The sequence below is a fragment of the Phyllobacterium bourgognense genome (genome assembly GCF_003337575.1).
Classification (GTDB): Bacteria; Pseudomonadota; Alphaproteobacteria; order Rhizobiales; family Rhizobiaceae; genus Phyllobacterium; species Phyllobacterium bourgognense.
Window position 1 is genome coordinate 28,286 of record NZ_QPJM01000004.1, and the last position, 26,177, is coordinate 54,462.

The 26,177-nt window shown below is 57.1% G+C and carries 26 protein-coding genes; 14 read left to right on the plus strand and 12 right to left on the minus strand.

Going from position 1 to position 26,177, the window contains the following annotated elements; genetic code table 11:
* The 3 genes from C7476_RS08860 (at window position 1) to C7476_RS08870 (ending at window position 2,567) form a co-directional block, all read left to right on the plus strand.
* Window positions 1–306 carry a chorismate mutase gene (locus C7476_RS08860; RefSeq protein WP_114429549.1) on the plus strand — a complete coding sequence of 102 codons (306 nt, stop codon included), beginning with the start codon at window positions 1–3 and terminating at the stop codon, window positions 304–306.
* Window positions 307–329: 23 nt separating this feature from the next.
* The gene (gene rpsP / locus C7476_RS08865; protein WP_114429551.1) at window positions 330–788 is read left to right on the plus strand and encodes a 30S ribosomal protein S16; all 459 of its coding nucleotides are present in this window, start codon (window positions 330–332) and stop codon (window positions 786–788) included.
* Window positions 789–989: 201 nt separating this feature from the next.
* Window positions 990–2,567: an alkaline phosphatase D family protein gene (locus C7476_RS08870; RefSeq protein ID WP_114429553.1), complete on the plus strand. Its 1,578-nt coding sequence runs from the start codon at window positions 990–992 to the stop codon at window positions 2,565–2,567.
* A 54-nt stretch (window positions 2,568–2,621) separates the two neighbouring features.
* Here C7476_RS08870 and C7476_RS08875 read toward each other — a convergent pair whose 3' ends face one another.
* A complete protein-coding gene (locus tag C7476_RS08875) occupies window positions 2,622–3,227 on the minus strand; it encodes a TetR/AcrR family transcriptional regulator (RefSeq protein ID WP_114429554.1) in 606 nt (201 codons plus the stop codon).
* Window positions 3,228–3,328: 101 nt separating this feature from the next.
* Between C7476_RS08875 and C7476_RS08880 the strand changes: the two genes are divergently transcribed.
* Window positions 3,329–4,069 (plus strand): SDR family oxidoreductase, encoded by a 741-nt coding sequence (locus tag C7476_RS08880; RefSeq protein WP_114429556.1) that lies wholly within the window; start codon window positions 3,329–3,331, stop codon window positions 4,067–4,069.
* Between the two features lie 24 nt (window positions 4,070–4,093).
* Here C7476_RS08880 and C7476_RS08885 read toward each other — a convergent pair whose 3' ends face one another.
* The 3 genes from C7476_RS08885 to C7476_RS08895 form a co-directional block, all read right to left on the minus strand.
* Window positions 4,094–4,447, minus strand: coding sequence for a DUF983 domain-containing protein (locus tag C7476_RS08885; protein ID WP_114429558.1), 354 nt, complete (start codon window positions 4,445–4,447; stop codon window positions 4,094–4,096).
* A gap of 131 nt (window positions 4,448–4,578) precedes the next feature.
* Window positions 4,579–5,145, minus strand: coding sequence for a methylated-DNA--[protein]-cysteine S-methyltransferase (locus C7476_RS29090; protein ID WP_114429560.1), 567 nt, complete (start codon window positions 5,143–5,145; stop codon window positions 4,579–4,581).
* Between the two features lie 65 nt (window positions 5,146–5,210).
* Entirely contained in the window at window positions 5,211–5,972 is a 762-nt protein-coding gene (locus C7476_RS08895; RefSeq protein WP_114429562.1) for a DeoR/GlpR family DNA-binding transcription regulator, read from the minus strand.
* 322 nt (window positions 5,973–6,294) lie between these two features.
* Between C7476_RS08895 and C7476_RS08900 the strand changes: the two genes are divergently transcribed.
* The 6 genes from C7476_RS08900 to ppa all read left to right on the plus strand — a co-directional run bounded on the left by C7476_RS08900 (window position 6,295) and on the right by ppa (window position 14,970).
* The gene (locus tag C7476_RS08900) at window positions 6,295–7,197 is read left to right on the plus strand and encodes a choline/ethanolamine kinase family protein (protein ID WP_114429564.1); all 903 of its coding nucleotides are present in this window, start codon (window positions 6,295–6,297) and stop codon (window positions 7,195–7,197) included.
* A 228-nt stretch (window positions 7,198–7,425) separates the two neighbouring features.
* Window positions 7,426–9,882: a GcvT family protein gene (locus C7476_RS08905; protein ID WP_114429566.1), complete on the plus strand. Its 2,457-nt coding sequence runs from the start codon at window positions 7,426–7,428 to the stop codon at window positions 9,880–9,882.
* A 393-nt stretch (window positions 9,883–10,275) separates the two neighbouring features.
* Window positions 10,276–11,661: a magnesium transporter gene (mgtE, locus tag C7476_RS08910; RefSeq protein ID WP_114429568.1), complete on the plus strand. Its 1,386-nt coding sequence runs from the start codon at window positions 10,276–10,278 to the stop codon at window positions 11,659–11,661.
* 139 nt (window positions 11,662–11,800) lie between these two features.
* Complete coding sequence (typA, locus tag C7476_RS08915; protein ID WP_114429886.1) at window positions 11,801–13,630, plus strand: translational GTPase TypA; 1,830 nt, start codon at window positions 11,801–11,803, stop codon at window positions 13,628–13,630.
* 123 nt (window positions 13,631–13,753) lie between these two features.
* Window positions 13,754–14,260 carry a GNAT family N-acetyltransferase gene (locus tag C7476_RS08920; protein WP_114429569.1) on the plus strand — a complete coding sequence of 169 codons (507 nt, stop codon included), beginning with the start codon at window positions 13,754–13,756 and terminating at the stop codon, window positions 14,258–14,260.
* 173 nt (window positions 14,261–14,433) lie between these two features.
* On the plus strand, window positions 14,434–14,970 hold the full coding sequence (ppa, locus tag C7476_RS08925; protein ID WP_114429571.1) for an inorganic diphosphatase: 537 nt from the start codon (window positions 14,434–14,436) through the stop codon (window positions 14,968–14,970).
* A 4-nt stretch (window positions 14,971–14,974) separates the two neighbouring features.
* Here ppa and C7476_RS08930 read toward each other — a convergent pair whose 3' ends face one another.
* A complete protein-coding gene (locus tag C7476_RS08930; RefSeq protein WP_245426246.1) occupies window positions 14,975–15,304 on the minus strand; it encodes a DUF167 family protein in 330 nt (109 codons plus the stop codon).
* On the minus strand, window positions 15,301–15,591 hold the full coding sequence (locus C7476_RS08935) for a YggT family protein (protein ID WP_112525134.1): 291 nt from the start codon (window positions 15,589–15,591) through the stop codon (window positions 15,301–15,303). The genes C7476_RS08930 and C7476_RS08935 overlap by 4 nt, the downstream gene beginning before the upstream one ends.
* A 256-nt stretch (window positions 15,592–15,847) precedes the next feature.
* Here C7476_RS08935 and aqpZ point away from each other — a divergent pair, with 256 nt between their 5' ends.
* Both aqpZ and C7476_RS08945 read left to right on the plus strand, forming a co-directional pair.
* The gene (gene aqpZ, locus C7476_RS08940) at window positions 15,848–16,570 is read left to right on the plus strand and encodes an aquaporin Z (protein WP_114429573.1); all 723 of its coding nucleotides are present in this window, start codon (window positions 15,848–15,850) and stop codon (window positions 16,568–16,570) included.
* Between the two features lie 138 nt (window positions 16,571–16,708).
* Window positions 16,709–17,950, plus strand: coding sequence for an MFS transporter (locus tag C7476_RS08945; protein WP_114429575.1), 1,242 nt, complete (start codon window positions 16,709–16,711; stop codon window positions 17,948–17,950).
* A gap of 4 nt (window positions 17,951–17,954) precedes the next feature.
* On the opposite strand, the gene C7476_RS08950 is transcribed toward C7476_RS08945, so the two are convergent.
* From C7476_RS08950 to hemC, 6 genes are all read right to left on the minus strand, one after another.
* Window positions 17,955–18,689 carry a glutamine amidotransferase gene (locus C7476_RS08950; RefSeq protein WP_114429577.1) on the minus strand — a complete coding sequence of 245 codons (735 nt, stop codon included), beginning with the start codon at window positions 18,687–18,689 and terminating at the stop codon, window positions 17,955–17,957.
* A gap of 9 nt (window positions 18,690–18,698) precedes the next feature.
* Complete coding sequence (locus tag C7476_RS08955) at window positions 18,699–19,175, minus strand: tellurite resistance TerB family protein (protein WP_114429578.1); 477 nt, start codon at window positions 19,173–19,175, stop codon at window positions 18,699–18,701.
* A gap of 117 nt (window positions 19,176–19,292) precedes the next feature.
* The gene (locus tag C7476_RS08960; protein WP_114429580.1) at window positions 19,293–20,972 is read right to left on the minus strand and encodes a heme biosynthesis protein HemY; all 1,680 of its coding nucleotides are present in this window, start codon (window positions 20,970–20,972) and stop codon (window positions 19,293–19,295) included.
* Window positions 20,973–20,982: 10 nt separating this feature from the next.
* Window positions 20,983–22,275, minus strand: coding sequence for a COG4223 family protein (locus C7476_RS08965; protein WP_181872392.1), 1,293 nt, complete (start codon window positions 22,273–22,275; stop codon window positions 20,983–20,985).
* A 79-nt stretch (window positions 22,276–22,354) separates the two neighbouring features.
* A complete protein-coding gene (locus tag C7476_RS08970) occupies window positions 22,355–23,089 on the minus strand; it encodes a uroporphyrinogen-III synthase (protein ID WP_114429584.1) in 735 nt (244 codons plus the stop codon).
* Window positions 23,089–24,018, minus strand: a complete 930-nt coding sequence (gene hemC / locus C7476_RS08975; RefSeq protein WP_114429586.1) for a hydroxymethylbilane synthase — start codon at window positions 24,016–24,018, stop codon at window positions 23,089–23,091. Before hemC ends, C7476_RS08970 begins: the two co-directional genes overlap by 1 nt.
* A 94-nt stretch (window positions 24,019–24,112) precedes the next feature.
* Here hemC and tsaD point away from each other — a divergent pair, with 94 nt between their 5' ends.
* Window positions 24,113–25,192 carry a tRNA (adenosine(37)-N6)-threonylcarbamoyltransferase complex transferase subunit TsaD gene (tsaD, locus tag C7476_RS08980; protein ID WP_114429588.1) on the plus strand — a complete coding sequence of 360 codons (1,080 nt, stop codon included), beginning with the start codon at window positions 24,113–24,115 and terminating at the stop codon, window positions 25,190–25,192.
* On the plus strand, window positions 25,189–26,175 hold the full coding sequence (locus C7476_RS08985) for an NAD(P)H-dependent glycerol-3-phosphate dehydrogenase (RefSeq protein WP_114429590.1): 987 nt from the start codon (window positions 25,189–25,191) through the stop codon (window positions 26,173–26,175). Before tsaD ends, C7476_RS08985 begins: the two co-directional genes overlap by 4 nt.
* Window positions 26,176–26,177 lie beyond the last annotated feature (2 nt).

Below are 26,177 nucleotides of genomic sequence, written 5' to 3' on the forward strand. Positions count from 1 at the left end.
ATGTCGTCCTCCTCGCTCCCCAAGGAACTACTTCAATTGCGCGCTTCCATCGACAACATCGATGCAGCGTTGATCCACATGCTCGCCGAACGTTTTCGCTGCACCAAGGCAGTGGGCGTATTGAAGGCGAAGAATGGCCTCGCACCCGCTGACCCGGGCCGTGAAAAACTACAGGTTGAACGTCTGCGCTCACTGGCGCTGGATTCAGATCTGGACCCCGATTTTGCCGAGAAGTTCCTGAACTTCATCGTCAAGGAAGTGATCAGGCATCACGAAACAACAGCCGCCAAGGAAAACGGCGGTTAAACCAACGACTAAGGAGAATACCAATGTCACTGAAAATCCGTCTGGCCCGCGCAGGGTCGAAGAAGCGCCCTTATTACCACGTCGTCATTGCTGACGTGCGTTCGCCGCGCGATGGCCGTTTCATCGAAAACGTCGGTTCGTGGAATCCGATGCTTCCCAAGGATGGCGACCGCGTCAAGCTCGATGCCGACCGCATTAATTACTGGATCGGTCACGGCGCACAGCCAACGGACCGCGTTCTTCGCTTCCTTGATCAGGCCGGTATCGCCAAGCGCGACACCCGCAGCAATCCTGAAAAGGCATTGCCGGGCAAGAAGGCCCAGGAGCGCGTTGCCATGGCCAAGCAGGCTGAAGAAGATGCAAAGGCCAAGGTCATTGCTGATGCGGAAGCTGCTGCCGCCGCCGCTGAAGCTGAAAAGGCTGCCGCTGCTGAAGCTGCTGCCCCTGCCGAAGAAGCTCCGGCTGAAGAAACTGCAAGCTGATCATCAGCTTCTGCTGTTACCGACGAAACGGGTGGCCTTGGCTGCCCGTTTTTGTTTTGAACAAACTTCACAGAACTGCAAAAAAACTGAAACGTTCTCCGCGCAAAGAAGACACAGCCAGCCACTTTGAAATGGTGCATGATCCTCCCCCAGGCCTTTGCGATTTTGGGGTCATGCGTCAGCCAGCCCGGAGAAAACACTATGAGCAGATCGGCTTCGTTCACGCGCCGCAACTTCCTCGCTTCATCGGGAGCCGTTGCACTGACCGCAGCGTCAGGTCTTGCCCTCCCATCCTATTCACGCGCGAATGCGCGACCCGTTTTCACGCATGGCGTTCAGTCGGGCGACGTCGACGCGACAACGGGCATGATCTGGACGCGAACCGACAGGCCAGCGCGTGTCAATATCGAAGTGTCCACCACGGAGAGCTTTGCCAACGCCTATTCGTTACCACCGCTCAATGCCTTCCCGGACAGCGACCTTGCGGTAAAGCAATTGCTTACCGATCTCGTCTCGGATCAGAATATTTTTTACCGCCTGACTGCAGTCGATCTCGGCGACCTCAATGCTGTCTCAGAACCGATTGTAGGCCATTTCAAAACTGCGCCGTCGGCAAAGCGCAATATCCGTTTTGCCTGGTCGGGCGATACGGTGGGCCAAGGCTGGGGTATCGACGAGACCGGCATGAAGACCTACGCGACTATCGCCAGCCACACCCCCGATTTCTTCCTGCACTCGGGCGATACGATCTATGCCGACGGTCCTCTTGTGGAAGAGACGACTTTGAAGGACGGGAGCAAGTGGAAAAACCGCATCATCACCGATGAAAAGCGCAAGGTGGCCGAAACGCTGGACGAATATCGGGGCCAGTGGAAATACAACATGCTTGACGATCACGTCCGGGCCCTGAACGCAATCTGCCCGACTTTTCTCCAGTGGGACGACCACGAGGTGCTCAACAACTGGTCTTCCTCCAAGGATCTGACCGCCGACGATCGCTACACTGAAAAGTCCATCGCGCTTCTGTCGGCCCGGGCGGCGCGTGCTTTTCATGAAATGACCCCGATCCGCTATACGCCTGCTGAACCCGGACGCGTGTATCGCAAGATCGCCTATGGCCCGCTGCTTGACGTCTTCTTTCTCGACTTGCGTTCCTATCGCGGCCCGAATGGTCCGGATATGGAAGATACGATCACGCCGCAATCGTCCATTCTTGGCGCGAACCAGGTGCGCTGGCTGAAGCGTGAATTGCTCAATTCCAAGGCCACATGGAAGGTGATAGCGGCGGACATGCCGCTGGGTCTGGTCGTATGGGATAATGCCAAGGACAAGAAAGGTGCGGAAGCCGTCGCCAATGGCGATAATGGGGCCGCGAAGGGCCGGGAGCTCGAGATCGCCGATCTGCTGCGCTTCATCAAATCCGCCGGTATCCGCAATACCGTCTGGTTCACGGCAGATGTGCATTACACGGCAGCGCACTATTACAATCCGGACAAGGCGCAGTTCCAGGACTTCGAGCCGTTTTGGGAATTCGTTTCAGGCCCCATCCATGCCGGCACCTTCGGTCCCAACGATCTCGACCAGACCTTCGGGCCGGAACTCAAGTTCATCAAGGCGCCAACGCCCGAGCAAGGTCAGAACCTGCCACCATCAGCGGGGCTGCAATTCTTCGGTCTCGTCGATATCGATGCGGCCAGCGAACAGATGACTGTGAAGCTGATGGACCGCGAGGATGCCGAACTCTACAAGGTAACGCTCGATCCCGTCCGTTCGATCTAGGCGCTGACGAGTTTGCATCTGAATTCAGCCTGATGAGGCAGCATCAGATGCCCATCAGGGTGAAGTCAACCCGCCCCAGGCCGCCATGGCAGCATCGGCGGTCTTCTTCAATTGCTCGAGTGTGGCGCCATCACGCGCTGTGATCGACATGCCGTGTTGTACAGTCGCGTAGAATTCCGCCACCTGCTGGATATCGACCGTCTCTGAAAGCTCTCCTTCGCGCACGGCGCGTTCCAGCCGTTGGCGCAACTGTGTCACGTTGTTGAGGCGGCGCTCCTTCAGCAGCGATGACGGCGTGCCGGGACCCTCATCGCCATGCAGCGCGCCCATCACCACCATGCAGCCATGCGGCTGGCTTGGATCAGTATGCGAGATGGCTGTCTGCATGAGAAAATCCGCAACGCCTTCCTTCGCCGTTGCCGCTGTCGGCAGCGAATGTTTGATGCGCTGTCCGATCTTGTTCGTATAAAGTTCAACCGCCTCCCTGAACAAGTCCGCCTTGCTGCCGAATGCGGCGTAGAGACTGGGCGCATTGATGTGCATCGCCTGCGTCAGATCCGCCATGGACGCACTGTCATAGCCCTTCTGCCAGAACACGCGCATGGCGCAATCAAGCGCTGCATCGCGGTCGAATGCACGCGGGCGGCCCTTCGGAGACATCACGAATTTCCTTTCTGTAGTGACCAATACATAAATCACTTGACGCCGCTTCGCAATAGTGACATTGCGATATGTATCGATCATTACAGAAAGGAAATACGATGTCACGTCTCGAAAATAAAGTTGCCTTCATCACCGGCGGAAGCCGCGGCATGGGCGCGGCAATTGCACTGAAATTGGCCGAGAATGGCGCCGATATCGCCATTACCTACACGAGTGCCGCTGCCAAGGCACACGATACCGTCACGGCAATCGAGAAGCTGGGCGGTCGCGCCATCGCGTTTCAGGCTGACAATCTCGATGCAGCCGCCATCGAGGCCGCAGTCAACGAAACCCACGCCAAATTTGGCAGGCTGGATATTCTCGTCAACAATGCCGGCGTCTATTCGATGGATAGCGTCGATGCACTGACGCTGGAGGAGTTCGACCGCGTCATGTCCATCCATGTCCGCGCGAGCTTCGTCGCTGCAAAGGCAGCAGCGGCATTGATGAAAGCCGGCGGGCGTATCATCAACATCGGCAGCAATCTTGCCGAGATCGTGCCGTTCACCGGTCTCATCGCCTATTCAACCAGCAAGGCCGCTCTAGTAGGTCTGACCAAGGCGCTGGCACGTGACCTTGGCCCGAGGGATATCACAGCCAACATCGTCCACCCCGGCTCGACCGATACGGACATGAATCCCGCCAATGGCGATCATGCTGATGGCCAGCGCGCACGTATGGCGATTCCAAAGTTCGGAGAGGCGAGCGATATCGCAGGTCTCGTAACGTTCCTTGCGGGCGACGAAGGCCGCTTTATCACTGGCGCATCGCTCACCATCGATGGCGGCGCCAACGCCTGATCGATATTGCGCAAGGGCAATCCCTCAGATATCGCCCTTGCGCACAAGCTTGCCTTCTTCGGCCTTGTGGAAATATTGCGAGCAGACCAGCCAGCCCTTCAGCGGTCGCAGCAGCACTAGGCTACCAAACAGCGTCAACGGCAGTGTCGTAATCAGATGCACCCAGATCGGCACTTCATACGTCGTCTGCAGCCACAGTGCGAAGACCAGGGCGGGCACCGCGACGATGGTCATGGCAAAGAACGCCGGACCGTCGGCAGGATCGGCAAAGGAATAATCCAGCTCGCAAACCTCGCAGGATGGCGCCAGTTTGAGAAAGCCATTGAACAGATGCCCCTGCTGGCATCGCGGGCAGCGTCCCAGAATTCCGGTTTTCATCGGGTTTTCAGTAGGATGGTAGTGAATATGTGACACGGGACTTCTGCCTTTCCGGTCACAGCGAGCGACCAGATTGAATATAAGCAGGGTGGGCACACAAATGCAGGTGGCAGTTTAGCACAGGCCCCTGTTCACAACAGGCTTCCCTGCGCAGTGATCGGATGGAACACTGGTTGCCTGGCCATGCCGGCGAATATCCGGTGTTCAAGGTCGAGCAGGAAGCGCTTGCGCCGCTGTCCGCCGCCGTAACCGGTCAGCGAGCCATCCGCACCAATGACGCGGTGGCACGGCACGACAATCGCAACCCTGTTTTGCCCATTGGCCGCACCCACGGCGCGGCTTGAACCCGGCTTGCCGATATCCCGTGCTATGCCGCCATATGTGCGTGTTTCGCCATAGGGAATTGCCTGCAGGGTCGACCATATCTGCCGCTGAAATGCCATCCCCGGCAGCACGAGCGGTGTTTCGAACCCGGTGAGCGAGCCGGCAAAATAATCGGCGAGTTCGGCCTCGATCTGCTCAAGCACGGCATTGTGGCCAGGTTCTATGGAATAGCCATAGCGTTTTTCGAGCTCCTTGACCTCCACCGGCAAGGCTGGCCGGTCGTCAAACTCCAGCAAGGACAATCCTTCATCGCCCGCCATCGCAATCATCCGTCCAAGAGGCGTCTGAATGGACTTTCGTACCAAGGTCTTCATCACGTCAATCTCCGGTTCAAGCGTGATTCTAGCACCTCAGAGTACGACGCCCACCCGATTCATGCTTATTTGCCGGCGATGTTCACAACTGTACCGGCCGCATGCAGCGCCTGCATGATGTCGGCAGGCGGTTCCTGGTCGGTCACCAGTTCACCGAACCCGCCAAAACCGCAAACCTGAACCAGGCCACGCTTGCCGAATTTCGCCGCGTCTGTGATCGCAATCGAACGTGTGCCGCGCGACAATACTGTGCGGGCAAATTCCGCCTCCTCCAGATCGTAGTCGGTAAGGCCGCCAATCGCATCCATCGCACCAACGGAAATAACAGAATGGGCGACACTGAAGCGATTGACATACTCGATGGCCGAAACCCCGAAGGCCGCTCCGCTATCCCTGCGCAACTCGCCGCCCGCCATGAAAACCCTGTTGCCATTCACAGTCGCCAACGTTCGGGCGATATCGGATGAATTGGTTACGACCGTCAGGTTCCGGTGCTGTAACAACTCGCGGGCGAGAAAACTCGTGGTCGTACCAGTGTCCAGCATGATGGATTCGCCGTCCTGGATAGTCCGCGCCACCCATTGCGCAATCATGCGCTTGGCTGGGGCGTTTTCACGCATGCGTATCTCGAAGGGCGCTTCGCCCAGATGCTGTGGCAGGCCGATGGCACCGTGGATTTTGACGATTATGCCCTCATCGGTCATGGGCTTTACGTCGCGCCGGATCGTCTCCAGGGATACGCCAAGTTTTTGAGCCAGATCGGCGATCGAAATGGTTCCCTCGTCCTGCAGCAGCCGTTTTATTTCGCCGTGTCGTTTGGAATTCATGCCCGAAACCTTAGCCAAGAGTAAATTGCCCACAGTATTACCACACGATTCCTCCAAATCGGTCAGCAAAGCCACAAATCACCACAAAAACATGTTGACATAGGTGAAATAAAGGTGGAAAGTCACATTATTAGATAAATGCGTGGTTCGACAGGCTCATCATGAGGGGTAGTATCCCTGCAAATAATCAAAAAGCAGGTATGGGGGTGCGAAACAGAAGTCTTTGCCACAGACGGATTCCTGTTCTTGGAGAGCCCACAACCCTCCTTCAACAGACAAACTCCGTCATGGTGAGTCTGTCGAACCACGTATTTGTCAGCCGATGACAGCAACTTCTGCACTCTCTGACGCAATCAAAGAACGTATTGCCGCTCTGCCACTCTGGCAGGGCGATATTCATATTGCTCTTTTGAAGGGCGGCATTAGCAACGAGAGCTATGTCGTCGAGGATGACAATCGCAAATATGTCGTTCGCTTCGGCAAGGACTATCCATTTCACCACGTATTCCGCGACCGCGAGGCAATGACCGCCGAAGCCGCGCATCGCGCCGGTTTTGCCCCGGAACTGTTCCACGCGGGCGACGGCGTCATGGTAACCGCGTTCCTCGGCGCACGCACCTACGCCGCAAGCGATGTTCGCGCCAATATTTCACGTGTGGCGCATATGATCCGGCAATTCCACATGACGATGCCCGAACATATTCTCGGGCCCGGTTTCATGTTCTGGGTCTTCCATGTCATCCGCGATTACGCTCGCACGCTGAAGGCCGGGAACAGCCGCATGGTACCGCACCTTGCCACTTATCTTGCCATCGCGGCGGAAATGGAAGCCGCGCAACGGCCGCTGCCGATCATCTTCAGCCACAACGATCTCTTGCCTGCCAATATACTCGATGATGGCAATCGCCTCTGGCTGATCGATTTCGAATATGCCGGTTTTTCGACCTCGATGTTCGATCTTGCGGGCCTTGCCTCCAATGCGGGATTAAGCGAAGACGAATCCGAAGTCCTGCTTGCCGCCTATTTTCAAGGACCACCCGATTTCGAACTCAAGCGCGCCCATGCCGCCATGCAATGCGCTTCGTTGTTGCGCGAAGCCATGTGGAGCATGGTTTCCGAGCTTTACCTCGACGCACCCGGCGTCGACTACGTCGCTTACACTACCGAAAACCTGCAGCGCCTTGATCAGGCCCTTGATTATTATCGGACTGAATATGGAAAATGATTCTGACCTGCAGCTATTTGACTCTTTTGATTGGCAAACCCAATTGTGCGTGGTTCGACGGGGCTCACCATGAGGGAGGTAGGTTGATTGCAGGGAGCCAAGCAAGGAACTCTCGGCGACCATTGTTGCCATGCACCCACCGCCCTCATGGTGAGCCTCCTGACCTGTCGAAGGGCGAACCACGCACGATGGATATGCAACTGTGATCTCTAAAAGCGGTACATCATTATGACCCTCCCCTCCCATGCCCAGATCGTCGTCATTGGCGGCGGGATTATCGGCTGCTCGACGGCCTATCATCTTGCCAAGGATCACAAGGCCGACGTGGTATTGCTGGAAATGGGGCAACTGACCTCTGGCTCCACCTGGCACGCGGCTGGGCTGGTCGGGCAATTGCGTTCCTCCGCGTCGATTACCCGCGTGCTCAAATATTCCGTCGATCTCTACAAACGTCTCGATGAGGAAACCGGCCTTGCGACGGGCTGGAAAATGACCGGCTGTCTGCGCCTGGCCACCAATCAGGATCGCTGGACCGAGTTCCGCCGCCTCGCAACCACTGCGGGAAGTTTCGGCATGGAAATGCACCTCCTCTCCCCGCAGGAGGTCAAGGCCATGTTCCCGTTGATGCGTGTCGATGATCTCGTTGGCGCGAGCTGGTTGCCGACCGACGGCCAGGCCAGCCCTTCCGACATCACGCAATCGCTGGCGCGCGGCGCCCGCATGCATGGCGCGAAACTCATCGAGAACGTGCGCGTCACCGGCTTCGAGATGGCCAATACAGGTACGGGAACCGACCGGATCGTCAAGGTCAAGACCGATCAGGGCGACATTGCCTGCGAAAAAGTCGTCAATTGCGCCGGCCAATGGGCGCGGCAGGTCGGTGAGATGGCTGGCATCAATGTACCGCTGCAGCCGGTCAAGCATCAATATATCATCACCGAAAAGATCGACGGGCTTTCATCCAATGCGCCGACAATCCGCGATCCGGACCGCCGCACCTATTTCAAGGAAGAAGTCGGTGGCCTCGTCATGGGCGGTTATGAACCCAATCCGCAAAGCTGGATGACCGGCGATGTGCCGAACGACTGGCAGTTCCGCCTGTTCGATGATGATTTCGATCATTTCGAGCAGCATATGCTCGCTGCGATCGAACGTATCCCCGCGCTTGAAACCGTTGGCGTCAAGCAGATGATCAACGGCCCGGAGAGCTTCACGCCCGACGGCAATTTCATCCTCGGCGTCGCACCGGAGTGTTCCAACATGTTCGTCGGAGCCGGCTTCAATGCGTTCGGTATCGCCTCCGGCGGCGGCGCGGGCTGGGTGCTGGCACAATGGGCCATCGATGGCGAAGCGCCGCTCGACCTCTGGACCGTCGATATCAGGCGCTTCTCCAATCTCCATCGCAACCGCGATTGGGTCCGCGACCGCACGCTGGAAGCCTATGGCAAACACTACACGGTCGGTTTTCCGCACGAGGAATATGTGTCCGGACGCCCCGCAATCGTCTCGCCGCTCTATCAGCGCTTACAGAAGCATCGCGCCGTGTTCGGCTCCAAGCTCGGCTGGGAGCGACCCAACTGGTTTGCGCCCGAAGGGACGCCTGCGGAAGACGTCTATTCCATGGGCCGGCAGAACTGGTTCGATGCCGTCGGAGCAGAACATCGGCACGTGCGCGACAAGGTCGGCATTTTCGACCAGTCGTCCTTTGCCAAGTTCGAATTGACCGGCAAGGATGCCGCGAAGGCGCTCGATACGATCTGCGCCAATGATGTGTCGAAACCTTCGGGCCGCCTGACCTATACCCAGCTCCTGAACACGCGCGGCGGCATCGAGTGCGACCTGACCGTTGCGCGGCTCTCCGATGACAGGTTCTACATCGTCACCGGCACCGGCTTTCGCACCCATGATTTCGCCTGGATCCGGGATCACATCGGCAAAGACCTGGATGCGAAACTCACCGACGTATCCGAGAACTTCGGCACCCTGTCGCTGATGGGGCCGAAGGCCCGCGACGTGCTGGCTGGGCTCACCAACGCCGACGTCAGCAACAACACCTTCCCTTTTGGCCATGTTCGCGAGATCGAGATCGCTGGAATAACCGTTCGCGCCCTGCGCATCACCTATGTCGGCGAACTCGGCTGGGAGTTGCATGTACCGATTGCTGCAACCGGCGAGGTCTTTGATGTCCTGATGCTGGCCGGCAAAGAATTCGGCATACGGCCGGTCGGCTACCGGGCACTCGAATCCTTGCGTCTGGAGAAGGGCTACCGCGCCTGGGGCTCCGACATCACCCCGAATGATTCACCTTTCGAGGCCGGGCTCGGCTGGGCGGTGAAACTGCGCAAGGACACCGAATTCGTCGGACGGCAGGCGAGCGAGGCCATCCATGCCGCTCCGCTCAAAAAACGCCTCGCAACGTTCACAGTCACGAACAAGGACGTCGTACTCCTCGGTCGCGAGACCATCCTGCGCAATGGCGAGCCGGTCGGCTATCTCACCAGCGGCGGCTATGGCTACACGGTCGATAGCCCGATCGGTCTCGGCTATGTGCGCGACGCCGATGGCATCACCGATGCTTTCCTTACCGATGGCAAATATGAGCTCATCGTCGCCAACGAACGTTACGCCGCCAAAGTTCATCTGGAGCCACTATATGATCCGGAAAATGCACGGGTGAGGGGCTGAGCCTTCCCGGAATCTACTTCTTAAACGGTAAGCTCGCAGCCGCATGCGTTTTGCTGCAAGAAGCATCTAATCTTATGCAAGAATCGGCAAAACCCACACAACAATCATCGATTCCGGCGCATGTTTATCAATCGGAGCGCGAAGTTTAGTTGCACGAAGTTGTGTTTTTTGCAGCAAATCAAAAGACTTGACTTTGGCCTTCGACAGGACCAAATGCACATCGTGCGGACCTGTGTCCACAAGTCTGTATATCTTCAACCGGAGTTAAATCTCTCATGCCCAACGACGACAGTAGTAGTCGATTGTTTGCGCCGTCAACGGCGATCGTGGCCTGATCTGAGATCAGCTCGCCTCGATCCCCTGTGACGGCGGATCGACAGAAAGGCGAGCTAAATGAACGATCTTCGCTTTCCCACAGGTGCGGACAATGCCGAGCTGGCACCCGTGCTGACCCTCGCAGAACAGCTTGCAACCATGCATGCTGCGGATGCGATCGAGCTTCTCAATGAGCTCGAACTATCTGAATCGATTGAGATTCTTGCCGACATGCCGCACGAGCACGCGGTCCTGATCCTGGATCAGCCGGAGTTGCATGACGCGGCCAGTATCATAAAGGGATTGCCGGCCGAGACCGCACGGCAACTCCTTGACGCAATGTCCATCGACCGTGTCACCGACATCTTTCATGAGTTCGATACGGAGACCCGGGCCCGACTTGTTGTCGGCCTCGGGCCCGAAACGACGGCCGCATTGCGCAAGCTCCTGCGCTATCCGCCGCATACAGCGGGCAGCCTGATGACGACCGAATTCGTCAGCGTACCGTCCACCTGGACCGCCGCGCAAACGCTGCAGCACATTCGCGAAGTGGAGCGGTCGAGGGAGACCATCTATGCCATCTATGTTACTGATCCCGCAACAAAAAATCTATTGCGGGTCGTAACCCTGCGGCGCCTGATCACCAGCGAACCGGACGCTTCGATCATGAGTGTTGGCCGCGATGTCGCCCCCGTGACGGTTGCCCCGTTGACCGATCAGGAAGACGTGGCGCGGCTCTTTCGCAAGCACGATCTGCTCGCCGTCCCGGTGGTAAATGACAGCGACCAGATCATCGGTATCGTCACCGTCGATGATGTGATCGACGCTATGACCCAGGAGATGACCGAGGATACGCTGAAGTTCGGCGGCATGGAGGCTCCGAACAAGCCCTACATGCAAATCGGTTTCGTTCAGATGCTGCGCAAACGCGCCGGTTGGCTCGGTGTGCTGTTCTTGAGCGAAATGCTGACCGCCAGCGCCATGCAGCATTTCGAAGGGGAATTGGAGAAAGCGGTCGTTTTGACCCTTTTTATACCCCTTATCATGAGTTCCGGCGGCAATTCCGGCTCCCAAGCCACGTCCTTGCTCATCCGCGCCCTGGCCTTGCAGGAATTGCGGTTGAAGGATTGGTGGCGCGTTGCGTTGCGCGAAATCCCTACAGGCCTCGTGCTAGGCTCGTTCCTCGGGCTGATCGGCGTGGTCCGGATTACGACGTGGCAAATGTTGGGTCTCTACGATTATGGCCAGCACTGGCCGCTCGTCGCCGCAACCGTCGGCACAGCGCTGGTCGGAATTGTGACATTCGGCTCGCTGGCCGGGTCGATGCTGCCATTCGCCATGCAGAAGCTCGGCTTCGATCCTGCGAGCGCCTCGGCGCCGTTCGTGGCAACGCTTGTTGATGTAACCGGATTGGTGATTTACTTCAGTATCGCACTGATAATCCTGTCCGGAACCTTGCTCTAAAACTATTGGTCTGCATGGCTGCCATGCAGACCAATACGCTTTGCCCCCCTTTCGCATTTGCGAAAAAACATGTATGGAGCGCGCAAATGTAAAGCGGCGCAGCTCAGATGGCGTCCACAATCCTCCAAAAGAGAACCTTATGAAACTGCGCAACATCGCGATCATCGCACACGTTGACCATGGCAAAACCACGCTCGTTGACGAACTATTGAAACAGTCCGGCAACTTCCGCGAGAACCAGCGTCTCGGTGAAAGAATGATGGATTCCAACGACATAGAACGCGAGCGCGGGATCACCATTCTCGCCAAAGCGACCTCGGTCATCTGGAAAGATACACGTATCAATATTGTCGATACCCCAGGCCACGCTGATTTCGGCGGCGAAGTCGAGCGCATCCTGTCGATGGTGGATGGCGCCATCGTTCTCGTCGACGCAGCCGAAGGTCCTATGCCGCAGACGAAGTTCGTCGTTGGCAAGGCTCTGAAGGTTGGTCTTCGTCCAATCGTAGCGATTAACAAGATCGATCGTCCTGACGCCCGCCACGAAGAAGTCGTGAACGAAGTTTTCGATCTCTTTGCCGCGCTTGATGCTACGGACGAACAGCTTGATTTTCCAATCCTTTATGGCTCCGGCCGTAACGGATGGATGGCGACGAGCCCGGAAGGCCCGAAGGATCAGGGCCTGGCAGCGCTGTTTGACATGGTCCTCGATCACGTCCCTGCGCCCACCGTCGGTGAAGGTCCGTTCAAGATGATCGGCACCATCCTCGAAGCCGATCCGTTTCTCGGTCGCATCATCACCGGCCGCATCCATTCGGGTACCGTCAAGTCGAACCAGCAGGTTAAAGTGTTGCATGGCGATGGCACCCAGCTTGAAACCGGTCGTATCTCCAAGATACTTGCATTCCGTGGACTCGAGCGTCAGCCCATTGACGAAGCCCATGCGGGTGATATCGTCGCCATTGCCGGCTTGCAGAAGGGCACAGTTGCCGACACATTCTGCGCTCCCGACGTGACCGAGCCTTTGCACGCACAGCCGATCGATCCGCCGACTGTTACCATGTCCTTCATTGTCAACGACAGTCCGTTGGCCGGCACTGAAGGCGACAAGGTTACGAGTCGCGTCATTCGCGACCGCCTGCTCAAGGAGGCTGAGGGCAACGTCGCGCTGAAGGTCGAGGAATCCGACGACAAGGATTCGTTCTTCGTTTCAGGTCGCGGCGAATTGCAGCTCGCAGTTCTCATTGAAAACATGCGCCGCGAGGGTTTTGAACTAAGTATATCGCGCCCTCGCGTCGTTTTGAAAAGAGATGACTCGGGCACTTTGCTTGAGCCCATCGAAGAAGTGCTGATTGACGTCGACGAGGAATATTCGGGCACCGTTGTCCAGAAGATGTCCGAACGTAAGGCTGAGATGGTCGAGCTTCGTCCATCCGGCGGCAATCGCGTCCGCATGGTATTCCATGCGCCCACACGTGGTCTCATCGGCTACCAGTCGGAGCTTTTGACCGATACGCGCGGCACCGCGATCATGAACCGCCTGTTCCGCGCCTACGAGCCTTTCAAGGGTGAAATCGCCGGCCGTACCAATGGCGTTCTGATCTCCAACGATCAGGGAGAGTCCGTGGCCTTCGCCATGTGGAACCTTGAAGATCGCGGAGCAATGATTATCGAAGCCGGCGTCAAGGTTTATGCTGGAATGATCATCGGCATTCATTCGCGCGACAATGATCTTGAAGTGAACATCCTCAAAGGCAAAAAGCTGACCAACATTCGTGCTGCCGGCAAGGATGAAGCTGTCAAGCTGACGCCACCGATCCGCATGACACTGGAACGCGCTCTTGCCTGGATTCAGGACGACGAACTGATGGAAGTAACTCCGAAGTCAATCCGTCTGCGCAAGCTTTACCTCGATCCAAACGAGCGCAAACGTTTCGAAAAGAGCAGCAAAACCGCGGGCGCAGCCTAAATCTAACTGGTACTCACGAGACGAAAGCGGCGATCTTCGCCGCTTTTTTTGTTTTCGTGCACACCCAAATCGCTTTTTTGGATATTGCGAACTCGCGCGTTGCGGGTCTATGGTTAAAGCACCATGAACACCCATGTGATCGAGATAAGACGGGCGCATATGGCCGATGCGGTGGCGATTTCAGCCATCCATCTGGCTGCTTGGAAAGGCGCCTATTCGGGCATTATACCCCACCGTGCTCTCAACAATATGCTGGAGCGTCGCGGCGCCAATTGGTGGGCAAAGGCAATCCAGCGCTCGACACAGATCCTTGTGGCCGATGTTGGCGGCATCGTTGCCGGTTATGCGACGCTTGGGCCAAACCGCGCCCGCCAGTTGCAGCAACAGGGCGAAATTTACGAACTCTACGTCAGGCCGGAATACCAAGGCTTCGGTCTGGGTACCCGCCTCTTGGGCGCCGCTCGCCGCAGTCTCGGCGATCAAGGCCTGAAGGGTCTGGTGATCTGGGCGCTCGAGGACAATGATCTTGCAATTTCGTTCTACCAGAGCTCCGGTGGCCGCGATGTCGCCGAGGGTGTCGAGTGCTTCGATGGCAAGACCCTCAAGAAGGTCGCTTTTGTCTGGAATTGATGCCGATCTGTGCCAGATCCTTTCTTCGCTGCGCAAATGCGGAGAGTTGTGTTTTGCCATTCGCGCTCAATAAGCCTATCAATCGTTTTCCTTACGTCAGGGGCGACGGCATTGTTGCGCCGCGGTATAAAAATCAGTACAGGACTTCCATACTTCATAAGGACTCTGAAAATATGCGCATCGATGCCATTGCTGTCGGCAACAATCCACCTGAAGATGTCAACGTTATCATAGAGGTCCCGGTCGGCGGTCAACCGATCAAATACGAGCTCGATAAGGATTCGGGCGCGTTGTTCGTCGATCGCTTCCTGCACACGCCCATGACTTATCCGGGCAATTACGGTTTCGTGCCACATACGTTGTCAGATGATGGCGACCCCATCGATGTATTGATCTGCAACACGCGCGCACTGATGCCCACGAGTGTGATCAATGTTCGTCCGATCGGTGTCCTCGTTATGGAAGACAATAAGGGACAGGACGAAAAAATCATTGCCGTTCCTTCGCCTCACCTGACGCTACGGTACGAGAAGGTGCACAACTACACCGATCTTCCCGAGATCACGCTCAAACAGATCCAGCATTTCTTCGAACACTACAAAGACCTGGAACCTGGCAAATGGGTGAAGATAGGGGATTGGGGCGATGAAGATGCTGCCCGCCAGCTCATCACCGAAGCAATCGAACGCCATAACGCCAAGAAGGCCTGATCGCTCAATATTCGGGCGGTTCGAGAACGGCAAGCTTCAAAGCCAGCTCATCAGGATCGCCCGAAATTCTCACCCGCTTCAACCGCGAAGTTGCTCCGGCGGCAACCGTCACATCTCGCGCCGAAAGATCCAGCTGCTTCGCCAGTAGCTTTACCAGTGCTGCATTCGCCTTTCCGTCTTCAGGAACCGCCCGCACCCGTGCTTTGAGATGGGAGCGCCCATCATCTGTCTCTTCCACACCTTCAACCGCGTCCTTAGCCGATTTCGGCGTCAGCCGCACAAAAAGAGTGATCCCGTCACGCTCCTTGCGGAAATGCTGCGGTTTTTTGATCAAACCAGAATCGGTGCGATCGTCGTCCAGAGAAACTGGCGAATGAAGAAGATGATCAACAAAAGTACGATCGGAGAAATATCGATACCGCCGAGGTCAGGCAGAAAGCGGCGAATAGGCCGCAATGCAGGTTCGGTGACGCGGTACAGGAAGTCGCCTATCGAGGCAACGAACCGGTTGCTCGAATTGATGACGTTGAAGGCATAGAGCCATGAGAAGATCGCGCTGGCAATGAGAATCCAGGTGTAAATATCGAGAGCCAGATCGATAGTGCGGATGAGGGCAAGCATACAGGTCTCCTAAGATTTCCACGACATGTAGCGACTGGCTGGCTCGCGAGCAAGAGGTGGCGATGGACCTAGATGCAGACGGCTCAGTCCAGATATTGTTGTGACAGTATTCGTGCCAGACTATTCACGACATCGACTGCGCCTAAGGTATTACGACCTGTTGATCTTTAACGATATTGTTGAATCTAAAAAACCGGAATAAATTTGCGTCGTGATTCGGGCTATCCCGGCCCGCTTTTCATCCTAGGGGGTTTCCATGCTCAATAAACTGTCGGCCGAGTTCTTCGGCACATTCTGGCTTGTCCTCGGCGGTTGCGGCAGTGCCGTTATTGCCGCTGCATTTCCTGATGTCGGTATTGGTTTGCTTGGTGTTGCCTTTGCGTTCGGTCTTACAGTTCTAACCATGGCCTACGCGGTCGGCGGAATTTCCGGCGGCCATTTCAATCCCGCTGTTTCGCTCGGCCTTGCCGTTGCGGGACGCTTCGACTTCAAGGATCTCATTCCCTACTGGATCGCACAGATTGTCGGTGCCCTCGTCGCAGCTGCCGTCCTTTACCTGATTGCATCCGGCAAGGCGGACTTCACCGCCGGTGGATTCGCTTCCAACGGTTATGGTGACCTTTCGCCCGGCAAGTATGGCTTGGTCGCCGCACTTGTCACAGAAATCGTGTTCACTGCCTTCTTCATCATGATCATTCTTGGTGCGACCTCAGCTTCCATTCCGGCTGGCTTTGCACCAATCCCCATTGGCCTCGGCCTCACGCTGATCCATCTGGTTTCGATTCCGGTGACAAATACCTCCGTCAATCCGGCTCGTTCCACCGGCGTCGCCCTTTTCGCGGAGACCGCCGCGCTTGGCCAGCTCTGGCTGTTCTGGGTCGCCCCGCTCATCGGCGCGGTACTCGGCGCAATCATCTGGAAATCCTTGCTCAGCAAAGATTCAGACGCTTCAGTTACTGCAGCTGTAAACCCTGCTTGAACCGAAATGGGCGAAATGGGCCGGTTCGGGCCGGCCCATTTGCTTTCCCTGTCGTATAATATTTCTGATTTTCCTTATCCCCATTCTCCCTAAACTGGTCTAGAAGAAAGCTCCCGATTCCGGAGCCCTTTCAACGAAATGACCATCTCCGAAACGAATGCAGCGCATGATCGTTACGCCGCGTTTCGCCATTCGTCCTTTACCCGCTATTGGCTTGCCCGCTTTTTTGGCTCATTTGCCATCCAGATCATTAGCGTCTCCGTCGGCTGGCAGATCTATGATCTGACGCGCGATCCCTTCGATCTAGGCATCGTTGGACTTGTACAATTTGCGCCATCGCTGCTGCTCGTGCTCATTACCGGTGCAGCTTCCGACCGGTTCGGGCGACGATTGATTATGGGGCTTTCGTTGTGCGTCGAGGTAATCTGCGCGGCTCTGCTGCTGCTGTTGACGATAACCCACCTGTTTACGCCGGCATTGGTGTTCATCATCCTCGCGGGATTTGGTGTTGGCAGAGCCTTCCTCGGACCTGCTTCCTCATCGCTGGTCGTTAATCTTGTGCCGGCGGAGACGTTTTCCAACGCTGTGTCCTGGAACTCCTCGGCTTGGCAAATTGCAACGATCGTCGGACCGGTCGCCGGGGGCCTGCTCTATGGTCTTTCTCCTGTCGCAGCCTACGGCATCGCCTCCGCGATGCTTGTCATCGCGACCCTGAGCACTTTCTCCATCGCCAAACCCGCCCAGCATACCCTGCACGAAACAAGATCGCTGCAAACTCTACTGGCCGGCTTCCACTACATCTGGAAGGAGAAGGTGGTCCTTGGCGCGATTTCGCTTGATCTGTTTGCTGTGCTGCTCGGTGGAGCCGTGGCGCTTCTGCCGGTTTATGCGCGCGATATCTTGCAGCTCGGCCCGTGGGGCCTGGGCATGCTGAGGGCGGCACCAGGTATAGGTGCCATTGTGACGGCGGTCTGGTTGACCGGGCATCCCATTCGCGATCATGCTGGAATGATCATGTTTGCCTTTGTCGCGCTCTTCGGATTGCTTACGGTCATGTTTGGCATTTCCGACATTGCATGGTTGTCGATCGTAGTGCTTGCTTTGATGGGTGCGGCTGACATGATCAGCGTCTATATCCGCGAGACACTGTTGCAATTGTGGACACCGGATCATGTGCGAGGCAGGGTCAATGCCGTCAACATGGTTTTTGTCGGCGCATCCAATGAATTGGGCGAATTCCGTGCTGGCGTCATGGCTTCGCTGATCGGTACCGTGCCCGCCGTTGTCTTCGGTGGCCTCGGAACAGTGGCCGTTGCCGGCCTTTGGGCCTATTGGTTCCCGCAATTGCGCAAAGCACGGAATTTGCAGGGCAGGACTTGAAAACTCAGGCTGTTACCGGAATGCCGAAAATTGTTGCTAGGAAGCGGTGCAACCAGGCCCTGAGCACTGCATCATAGATCATCCGGCCGTCCAGATGGTCGCGGCCCTGCTGCGCGCCGCAGAGGGTAAACCGTTCCGCGCCACGTACAACCCAACGATGCATCATGGCTCGTGTCAGTTCCGCATGGAACTGGACGCCCCAGGCATTCTTGCCATACCGGAACGCCTGATTGGGGTAGGAGCTGCCCGTCGCCAGTAAGGTTGCAGTCTGCGGCAATTCAAAACCTTCGCGATGGAAATGATAAACCATCGACGGCCAGTCCATCAGAGCGCGCCCGGCTTCCGTCGGTTCGAGCGGATACCAGCCGATTTCGACAAGGCCATCCGGGTGGGGCCCAACACGACCGCCCAAATGATTGGCAAGCATTTGCGCGCCCAGGCAAATGCCGAGAAAGGGCTTGTCTTCTGCGAGTGGTATAGCCAGCCAATCGGTTTCTGCACGTACAAAGTCTTCCGAATCATTGGCACTCATCGGGCCGCCAAAAATGACGGCTCCTGCATGGTCTTCCAGCGTTTCGGGCAATGTATCTCCGAGCGGTGGGCGGCGAATGTCGAGAGCAAACCCGGCTTCAAGCAGCAAATGGCCGACCCGGCCGGGACTGGAACGCTCCTGGTGCAGCACCGTCAGGATCTTGGGACGATGCGACTGTCCGCTTTCCATCCAACCAGTTTGGTACATTCGCTCGGCCTATTCCTCTTGTACCGTCTGTTTTGCGCGAACCGCCGCCTGTCGTTTCATGGTCACCCGGTCGCGTGTCGATACGCCGATCAGTTCCGCGACACGCCAGACGACATTATCTTCCAGCTCATGCGCGCTACCATCGGCAAAAACGACATCCCACATCAGCTCAATGAATCTGATGCGCGCCTCTTCGTCAAGATTGCGCTTGATGATACTGGTGAAACTGTAGAGGTCGACTGCCTCCTGATCGGCCTGCTCACCCTCGTCAAGCAAGTGCTTCAGCGCCTCGCCCTTCAGGCCATAGGCCTCGGAAATCAACTGTGAGACGCGTTTGCGTTCCACCTTGCCGCGGTCACCGTCTGCATCCATCACATGGAACAGCAAGGCGGCTGCCGCAAGACGCGGATCTTTTTTTGAAAAATGCTCCTTGCTGTTGTCGCCCGACGGCAAGGATTTGAAAAACGTCACGAGACTATCGAGCATAAAGGGAAATCTTTCGCGTCTATCTGGATGGTACTGATCCACCCATATAGCTGTTCATACGCCTAAACCACTGTACATCTTGCCGCAAAGACGACAGTGGCCATCACGTTTCGATGATTAGAAAAGCCGGAACTTCTTGTTTCGCTCTGCGCCATCTCTAGGCCGCACGCCCGGGTCATCCGGGACAGGAAAGACAAATTCCTCATCTTCGTCCTTGGATTTCACTGGTTTCTCCGGAAATGCAGGCAGAACGGCAGCTATTCTTTCCGGATTTCCCGTTTCTGTCGGCTTTGAGGCCTGCCGTTCCCTCGAGTCTATCGGTGGCCCAAGTTGTACGATTTCAGCATCGACCACATCCGTTTGGCCGCGATCTTCCTTGGAAACGGGCTTTTCTGCTTCCAGAACGACCGGCCTGGCAGGTGTGAGCGGCTTCACTTCTTCGCGGGGTCGCACTGGTTCCGTTGCCAACGCCCTGTCGAAATCATCGCCGGAATCGATGACCGGACCAAGCTGTTCAACAGGAACCTTCCATTCGAAGGCGTCCAGCCTGCCAGTCACCGGAGATGCCGGCGCCCAGCGTTCCGAAACGTAGCCATCGGCTGTCCAGGCGGGATCCCGCGGCGCCTTGACAGCTCGCGACAGCCACTGCCGGACGCGGCCTTGATCGCCGGTTTGCGCTTCTTCGATATCGGCAAGCAGAAGATATGCACTCTCGCGTGGCGCACTGCGGAGCACAGCTTCCGCTGCCTCCCTCGCCTCCTTTAATTCGCCTGCCGCCAGCGCGGCTTGGGCGATCGCCAAGCTAGACTCAGGGTGATGCGGATAGAGCGACGCCAGATGACGGGCACGTTTGAGCCTGTCGATAACCGAATCTCCAAGCCGCGCGTGCACATAGGTTTCAGCAACTTCCGGATGAGGTTGCTTCTTCCAGCTAAATTCCAAAATTTTGGATCCTTTACGCAAGTCGCCTTGGCTGAATAACGTTTTCGCGGCAATGATCGCAGCTGGTATGAGATCGGGAGCCATTTTATTCGCCTCGATGGCAGTCGATTTGGCGCTAGCCGGATCAGTTTCGAAGGTTTCTATTGCCTTCGCCGTCAAGAGCACTGCGCGCTCGCGCTTGGCCTTCTCCTTGTCGAGCTGTTTGGCTGCTCTCTGCTTTTCGAGCAGCAAGAGCGCTCCATCCCAATCACCATGGGTGGTTTTCTGACCAAGAGCCGCCGAAGCTGCCCATTCGACATTCGGAGCCAGCAAAGCGGCTTCCTCAGCGTAATGCCTCGAAGCATCGCGTGCGCCAAGGCGCTGCGCTTCGAGATAAAGCCCCCGCAACCCGAGGAGTTTCGTTTCTGGATCTTCGAGCATGGCTTCGAATTTGGCCCGCGCATCCTCGGGGCGCCCTTCGAGCATGGCGGACTGGGCATCAAGCAGTTTGATCAGCGGCTCCTGATCAACGTTCAGCAGCTTTTCTGCCTGTTTGATCATTCTGCGTGCAGTCTCGCCATCACCGGCACCTGCCGCGATCAGTCCAGTCGACAGCGACTGGTAGCCCCGATCGCGTTTACGCGCACGGAAGTGGCGGCGCAGCGTGTAAGGCGATGTGACGAGGCTTTTGACAACCCACCAGGTCAACATGACCGCGGCGACAATCGCGACGATCGCAGAAGCCGCCACCATAAGCGTGACCTTGTACTGCATGCCGCCAAGGGTAACGACGAGATCGCCAGGCCGATCTGCAAGCCAAGCGAAACCGACACCGAGCAGGAGAACGACAAGGAGGAAGAACAGGATACGAATCATGATCTTGCTCCTAATTTGCCGCTGCTGGTGACTTGATGCCGGTCAAGGCATCGGACAAGGCCTTCGACACGACGTCCCCGGCCTTTTGCCGGGCCTTCATCGCATTGGCGAAATCCATGGAAACAGCCTTGGCATTCTCCGGCAGTTTCTCCCATTCGGCAATGGCGGCACCAAGGTCGCCTGCATTCAAATGCGCTTCGATCCGTGCCGTGATTGCATCGACGCCCTCACCCTCCACCATCCCGACCGGACGCGCCTGCACCAAGCTGCTCGCGCTTGCCCACAAGCGATCGACCACCCCGGCATTGGGATCCACTGTGTGGGCACTTGCGATGATTTTGGGAGCGACGTCAGCGAATTGGCTGACCAACATATTGAGCGGCGGAATGCCCTTCGCAGCAAACCCACGGAGGCTCTCGACCTCTCCGGCTTGTGGGGCAACCGCCACGTATGTATCCAGTTCGGCCGCGAATGGCTCGCCCCGATCGATGGCGGCTTTCATGCCCGTTGCCGCCATGGCAAGTGCCATATTGGCCTGCGCCGAGGGATCGTTGACTTTCGCCTCCAGAGCATTCAACCGCTCCGTTGCGCCCGCAGCGGCCCCACCAGCTTGCTCCGCCTGCTGCTGACTGTTACTCAGCCGGGTCTCCAGAGCAGCAAGACGCGCATCAATACCACTCGTATCGACCGCTGCGCCGGAGCCAGCATTTTTCTGAATATCCGCAATACTTTGCTTGATTGCGACAAGCTCCGCGGAAAGACCAGAGACCTGGCTTGCAGCCTGTTTGGCGTTCTCCACGGCGCCATTAAGCGCCACCTGCCCACCTTCATCCAGCGTCTGGGCCGCTGGTCGCGCATTTCGTAATTCAGCTATCTGTTGCTCGAGCGCTGAAGTATCCGCCTTTGGCGAGGGCAGGACACCTGCCCATTGCAGGGCCGCGGCGCCGGCGAGGGCTACAACCCCACCAATGACTCCTGACACAATACGGCCCAGCTGGTCATTTTGTTGTGATCCGGACGACGATGTTGATCGTGATAATTTGGATTGAGGCGAGGATTCCGTTCGCCCAAATGACTGCCCTGCCTCTGTAAAGCCCGAACTCGGCGGCCCATCTGCGCGTGGCTTTTCCTTTGACTTCTCCGCTACATTTGCCTTCGCGTCAGTGGCTGGGTCGAAGCCGACTGGTTCAGGCTGGGGTACGTCGGCCTTGGATGCAGCTTTGTCGACCGCCAATGGCGCCAGCTCGATTGTCACGGGTTTGCGGGCAGACTTCGAATGACGCGGAACAGATGATTTGGCCATGGACAGACTTTTCCTGAACATAAGACTTCTCGTAAACCCGAAGTTAGCAAGGAAGTTCCGGCAGCGAAACTACACGCATTCATTGCGACGAGCGGGAAGCGTCCTCCGCCTGCTGCAGAAGGTCGAAGAGAGCGTCCTCAATGGGGCTGTTTGCCACATGGATTAAAGCTTGGTCCACTCCTGTCAGAGCATTTGCCACACGAGGAGACAGACAGAAAATCGATGTGTTATCAAAATGATGAGCAATTTTTCCCTGGCCTCTCAGACGCAAGAACTCTTCAGCGCCCCAGCGAGAATACAGGAGGCAATAATCTATCTCGCCCTTGCTGAAAAATTCTAGCAAAAACTCAGTCGTATAACTGACTAAAACAGTATCGTAGGCCATTACGGGCTCGAATTGCATGCCCCATGTACGGAGAGCATGCTCAAAATCCGGCGTGCGAACGCGCCCTGTCACATAAAGAATGCGGGCGCCGGCACATAACTCCTCGCCTATGGTTTGAGCAAGCGACGCACCATCTCTGTCCCCCGTTGTCACCGTTTCGAACCCGCGGGCGCGCGCCGCAGCTGCGGTCGCTTCTCCTACAACGAAACAGGGCAGCGCGAGGAAGGGTTGCAACACTTGGTCCGGTGCCTGCCGAAATGCATTCGCACTTGTCACCGCAACAGCGTCGAATTTTCCTCTGGGCGTTGTTACCGGAAGCGGAACAATCTTGGTCAGGGGCAGAACCAAAGGCAGGAAGCCATGGCCAAGCAAACGATCGGCAGTTTTGGTCGCGCCCGGCTGAGGCCGTGTGACCAAAACGGTTTTCATCAGAACCAATCCGTGAAGAAATGTGGTCCGGCGAGTTTGCGCACCCGCAGTGCCGCATCCTGGCCGATTTCGACAGCGTCGGAGAGTGCACCGTCACCTGTGACCTCATGCACCTCGCTGCCATCTGGCAAGAGTATCATGCCATGGAATTGAAGCCTCCCTCCCGATACGGTTGCCAGCCCGGCGATTGGTGTACGGCAGGAACCATCGAGCGAACCGAGGAACGCACGTTCGCATGCCAGCGCCGTTGAGGTCGGCAAGTGGTTGAGCGGCGCCAATAGCGCATCGACGCGATCATCCCCAATGCGGCTCTCTACCGTTATTGCGCCCTGTCCAGGAGCTGGTGGAAAGGCTTTTGCATCCATAAGCTCTGTAGCAACATGACCGAGGCCGAGACGTTTCAAACCAGCATAAGCGAGGAATGTTGCATCCACCTCGCCGTCCGCGAGCTTGCGCAGCCGCGTCTCGACATTCCCACGAAAATTTATCACCTTGATATCCGGGCGTGCACGATGGATTAGCGCCTGCCGTCGCAGGGACGCAGAACCGATCACGGCGCCTTTCGGCAAATCCAGGAATGTCTTTACCTCGCGGCCAATAAAAGCGTCACGAGGATCTTCGCGTTCGAGGAAGACCGACAGATGCAGCCCTTGTGGCAGAAAGGTCGGCATATCCTTTGATGAATGCACGGCAATATCGAGGCGCCCGTCGGCAAGCTGTTCCTCGATTTCGAGCGTGAACAGGCCTTTTCCGCCAACTTCAGCCAACGGTCGATCCTGTATCCGGTCGCCGCTGGTGGAAATGGTCACGATTTCTATGTTTTCTTCGCGAAGTCCGTGGGCCTTTATCAGAAGGTCACGCGTCTCATGGGCTTGTGCGAGCGCCAGTGCACTCCCACGTGTACCAATCTTGAGCGTTTTTGTTTGCATTGGCGGCTGTCCGTGTTACGCGAATTCAAGTTGAGCGTTCTACTAACGACCTTTTGGCAGGTCGACAATGCGGCGAAGGATATCAGGTTTACCGATGCGGGTACTAGGTATTGAGACAAGCTGTGACGAAACGGCGGCGGCGGTAGTCGAGCGCGACGACCAAGGCTACGGGCACATCCTTTCGAACGTTGTCCTGAGCCAGATCGACGAACACGCGCCCTATGGCGGCGTGGTGCCGGAAATTGCTGCGCGCGCCCATGTCGAAGTACTCGATCGGTTGATTGGCCAGGCATTGCACGAAGCGCAGATCACCCTCGAGGATGTCGATGCCGTGGCTGCAACCGCGGGTCCGGGCTTGATCGGCGGATTGATTGTCGGTTTGATGACCGGAAAGGCGATCGCGATGGCCAGTCAAAAGCCGTTTTACGCCATCAATCATCTCGAGGGCCATGCACTGACCCCGCGCCTGACCAATCGTATTGATTTTCCTTATTTGCTGCTGCTCGTCTCCGGCGGCCACACGCAGATGGTTCTGGTCAAAGGTCTGGGCGATTATGAGCGGCTTGGCACGACCATAGACGATGCCCTCGGTGAAGCATTCGACAAGACCGCCAAACTACTCGGTCTGCCCTATCCGGGAGGGCCTGAAGTGGAGAAAGCGGCTCTGCTCGGCGATCCCAGCCGATTCACCCTACCGCGTCCGCTGAAAGGCGAGGAGAGACTGGATTTCTCCTTTTCAGGTTTGAAAACAGCGGTGCGGCAACTGGCGACAACGTTGGAGCCATTGTCACAAACCGACGTCAATGATATTTGCGCCGCCTTTCAGACCGCCGTCGCCGACACACTTGACGACCGGGTTTCACGCTCGCTGCAACGGTTTCGCGCGAGTTTCCCGGACGTCAGGAAGCCGGCATTGGTTGTTGCCGGTGGTGTTGCTGCAAACGAGGTTCTGCGCGACGGACTTCAGCGCCTGTGCTCGGATAATGGCTTCCGCTTCATCGCGCCACCCATGGCCCTTTGCACGGACAATGCCGCAATGATTGCGTGGGCAGGTGCCGAACGGGCTGGCCTCACAACTGCCGATTCGCTCGATATAGCCCCCCGCTCGCGCTGGCCTCTGGACATGCATTCAACGCCTTTGATCGGCGCAGGTAGGCGCGGAGCCAAGGCATGAGCCGCAAACCTTCGATTGCCGTAATTGGCGGAGGCGCGTGGGGTAGTGCACTGGGTACAATGGCCGCTCGTAACGGCAATGCGGTTCGGCTATACGCACGCAGCGCCACAACCGTCGATTCCATCAACAAATACCATCGTAACGAGACCTATCTGCCCGGAATTGATCTGGATCCAGCACTCACGGCAAGCACCGATGCTCGGGAGGTTCTGGCTGGGGTTGACTTGATTCTTTGCGTCATTCCGGCGCAAGCGCTTGCCCGTGCTCTAAAGGAACTAAAAAACCTTATTCCGGTCACCGCGCCGTTGGTGATTTGCGCCAAGGGCATAGAGCGCCACAGTGGTAAGCTGATGTCCGAGCTGGTCGCCAGGATTATGCCCGATCAGACCCTTGGCGCCCTTTCGGGCCCAAGTTTTGCAACCGATGTGGCAAGGGGATTGCCGACCGCGGTAACAGTGGCGGCACGTAGACAGGCGCTTGCCGACCGCATTGCCCTGATGCTGTCCGGACCAACTTTCCGCTGTTATTCGACCGATGATCTGGTCGGTGTAGAAATCGGCGGCGCACTCAAGAATGTGCTCGCCATTGCCGCGGGGGCAGCCATAGGCCGCGGTTTTGGCGCCAGTGCCCAAGCGGCACTTGTCACCCGCGGTTTTGTCGAATTGCGGCGGATCGGCGAGGCTATGGGCGCAAGGCCGGAGACGATCATGGGGCTTTCGGGGCTTGGTGATCTCATGCTGACCTGCTCTACACCGCAATCGCGTAATTATTCATACGGGCTTGCGCTCGGGCGAGGGGAAGACTTGGCTGGCCGACCGCTGGCCGAAGGCGTGGCCACCGCTGCCATCGCCGCGGAACTTGCCGCCCGCAACAATATCGAAGCGCCGATCATTGCGACTGTAGCGCAAATACTTGACCGCCACATCACCATCGATGAGGCCATGGAGGCGCTACTCGCGCGGCCGCTAAAGAACGAGAGTTAAAC

Bases quoted from the DNA above. Each gene is read 5' to 3' on its own strand.
- C7476_RS08860 (WP_114429549.1), top strand. From the start codon at position 1: ATGTCGTCCTCCTCGCTCCCCAAGGAACTACTTCAATTGCGCGCTTCC.
- rpsP (WP_114429551.1), top strand. From the start codon at position 330: ATGTCACTGAAAATCCGTCTGGCCCGCGCAGGGTCGAAGAAGCGCCCT.
- C7476_RS08870 (WP_114429553.1), top strand. From the start codon at position 990: ATGAGCAGATCGGCTTCGTTCACGCGCCGCAACTTCCTCGCTTCATCG.
- C7476_RS08875 (WP_114429554.1), bottom strand. From the start codon at position 3,227: ATGTCTCCGAAGGGCCGCCCGCGTGCATTCGACCGCGATGCAGCGCTT.
- C7476_RS08880 (WP_114429556.1), top strand. From the start codon at position 3,329: ATGTCACGTCTCGAAAATAAAGTTGCCTTCATCACCGGCGGAAGCCGC.
- C7476_RS08885 (WP_114429558.1), bottom strand. From the start codon at position 4,447: ATGAAAACCGGAATTCTGGGACGCTGCCCGCGATGCCAGCAGGGGCAT.
- C7476_RS29090 (WP_114429560.1), bottom strand. From the start codon at position 5,145: ATGAAGACCTTGGTACGAAAGTCCATTCAGACGCCTCTTGGACGGATG.
- C7476_RS08895 (WP_114429562.1), bottom strand. From the start codon at position 5,972: ATGAATTCCAAACGACACGGCGAAATAAAACGGCTGCTGCAGGACGAG.
- C7476_RS08900 (WP_114429564.1), top strand. From the start codon at position 6,295: ATGACAGCAACTTCTGCACTCTCTGACGCAATCAAAGAACGTATTGCC.
- C7476_RS08905 (WP_114429566.1), top strand. From the start codon at position 7,426: ATGACCCTCCCCTCCCATGCCCAGATCGTCGTCATTGGCGGCGGGATT.
- mgtE (WP_114429568.1), top strand. From the start codon at position 10,276: ATGAACGATCTTCGCTTTCCCACAGGTGCGGACAATGCCGAGCTGGCA.
- typA (WP_114429886.1), top strand. From the start codon at position 11,801: ATGAAACTGCGCAACATCGCGATCATCGCACACGTTGACCATGGCAAA.
- C7476_RS08920 (WP_114429569.1), top strand. From the start codon at position 13,754: ATGAACACCCATGTGATCGAGATAAGACGGGCGCATATGGCCGATGCG.
- ppa (WP_114429571.1), top strand. From the start codon at position 14,434: ATGCGCATCGATGCCATTGCTGTCGGCAACAATCCACCTGAAGATGTC.
- C7476_RS08935 (WP_112525134.1), bottom strand. From the start codon at position 15,591: ATGCTTGCCCTCATCCGCACTATCGATCTGGCTCTCGATATTTACACC.
- aqpZ (WP_114429573.1), top strand. From the start codon at position 15,848: ATGCTCAATAAACTGTCGGCCGAGTTCTTCGGCACATTCTGGCTTGTC.
- C7476_RS08945 (WP_114429575.1), top strand. From the start codon at position 16,709: ATGACCATCTCCGAAACGAATGCAGCGCATGATCGTTACGCCGCGTTT.
- C7476_RS08950 (WP_114429577.1), bottom strand. From the start codon at position 18,689: ATGTACCAAACTGGTTGGATGGAAAGCGGACAGTCGCATCGTCCCAAG.
- C7476_RS08955 (WP_114429578.1), bottom strand. From the start codon at position 19,175: ATGCTCGATAGTCTCGTGACGTTTTTCAAATCCTTGCCGTCGGGCGAC.
- C7476_RS08960 (WP_114429580.1), bottom strand. From the start codon at position 20,972: ATGATTCGTATCCTGTTCTTCCTCCTTGTCGTTCTCCTGCTCGGTGTC.
- C7476_RS08965 (WP_181872392.1), bottom strand. From the start codon at position 22,275: ATGGCCAAATCATCTGTTCCGCGTCATTCGAAGTCTGCCCGCAAACCC.
- C7476_RS08970 (WP_114429584.1), bottom strand. From the start codon at position 23,089: ATGAAAACCGTTTTGGTCACACGGCCTCAGCCGGGCGCGACCAAAACT.
- hemC (WP_114429586.1), bottom strand. From the start codon at position 24,018: ATGCAAACAAAAACGCTCAAGATTGGTACACGTGGGAGTGCACTGGCG.
- tsaD (WP_114429588.1), top strand. From the start codon at position 24,113: ATGCGGGTACTAGGTATTGAGACAAGCTGTGACGAAACGGCGGCGGCG.
- C7476_RS08985 (WP_114429590.1), top strand. From the start codon at position 25,189: ATGAGCCGCAAACCTTCGATTGCCGTAATTGGCGGAGGCGCGTGGGGT.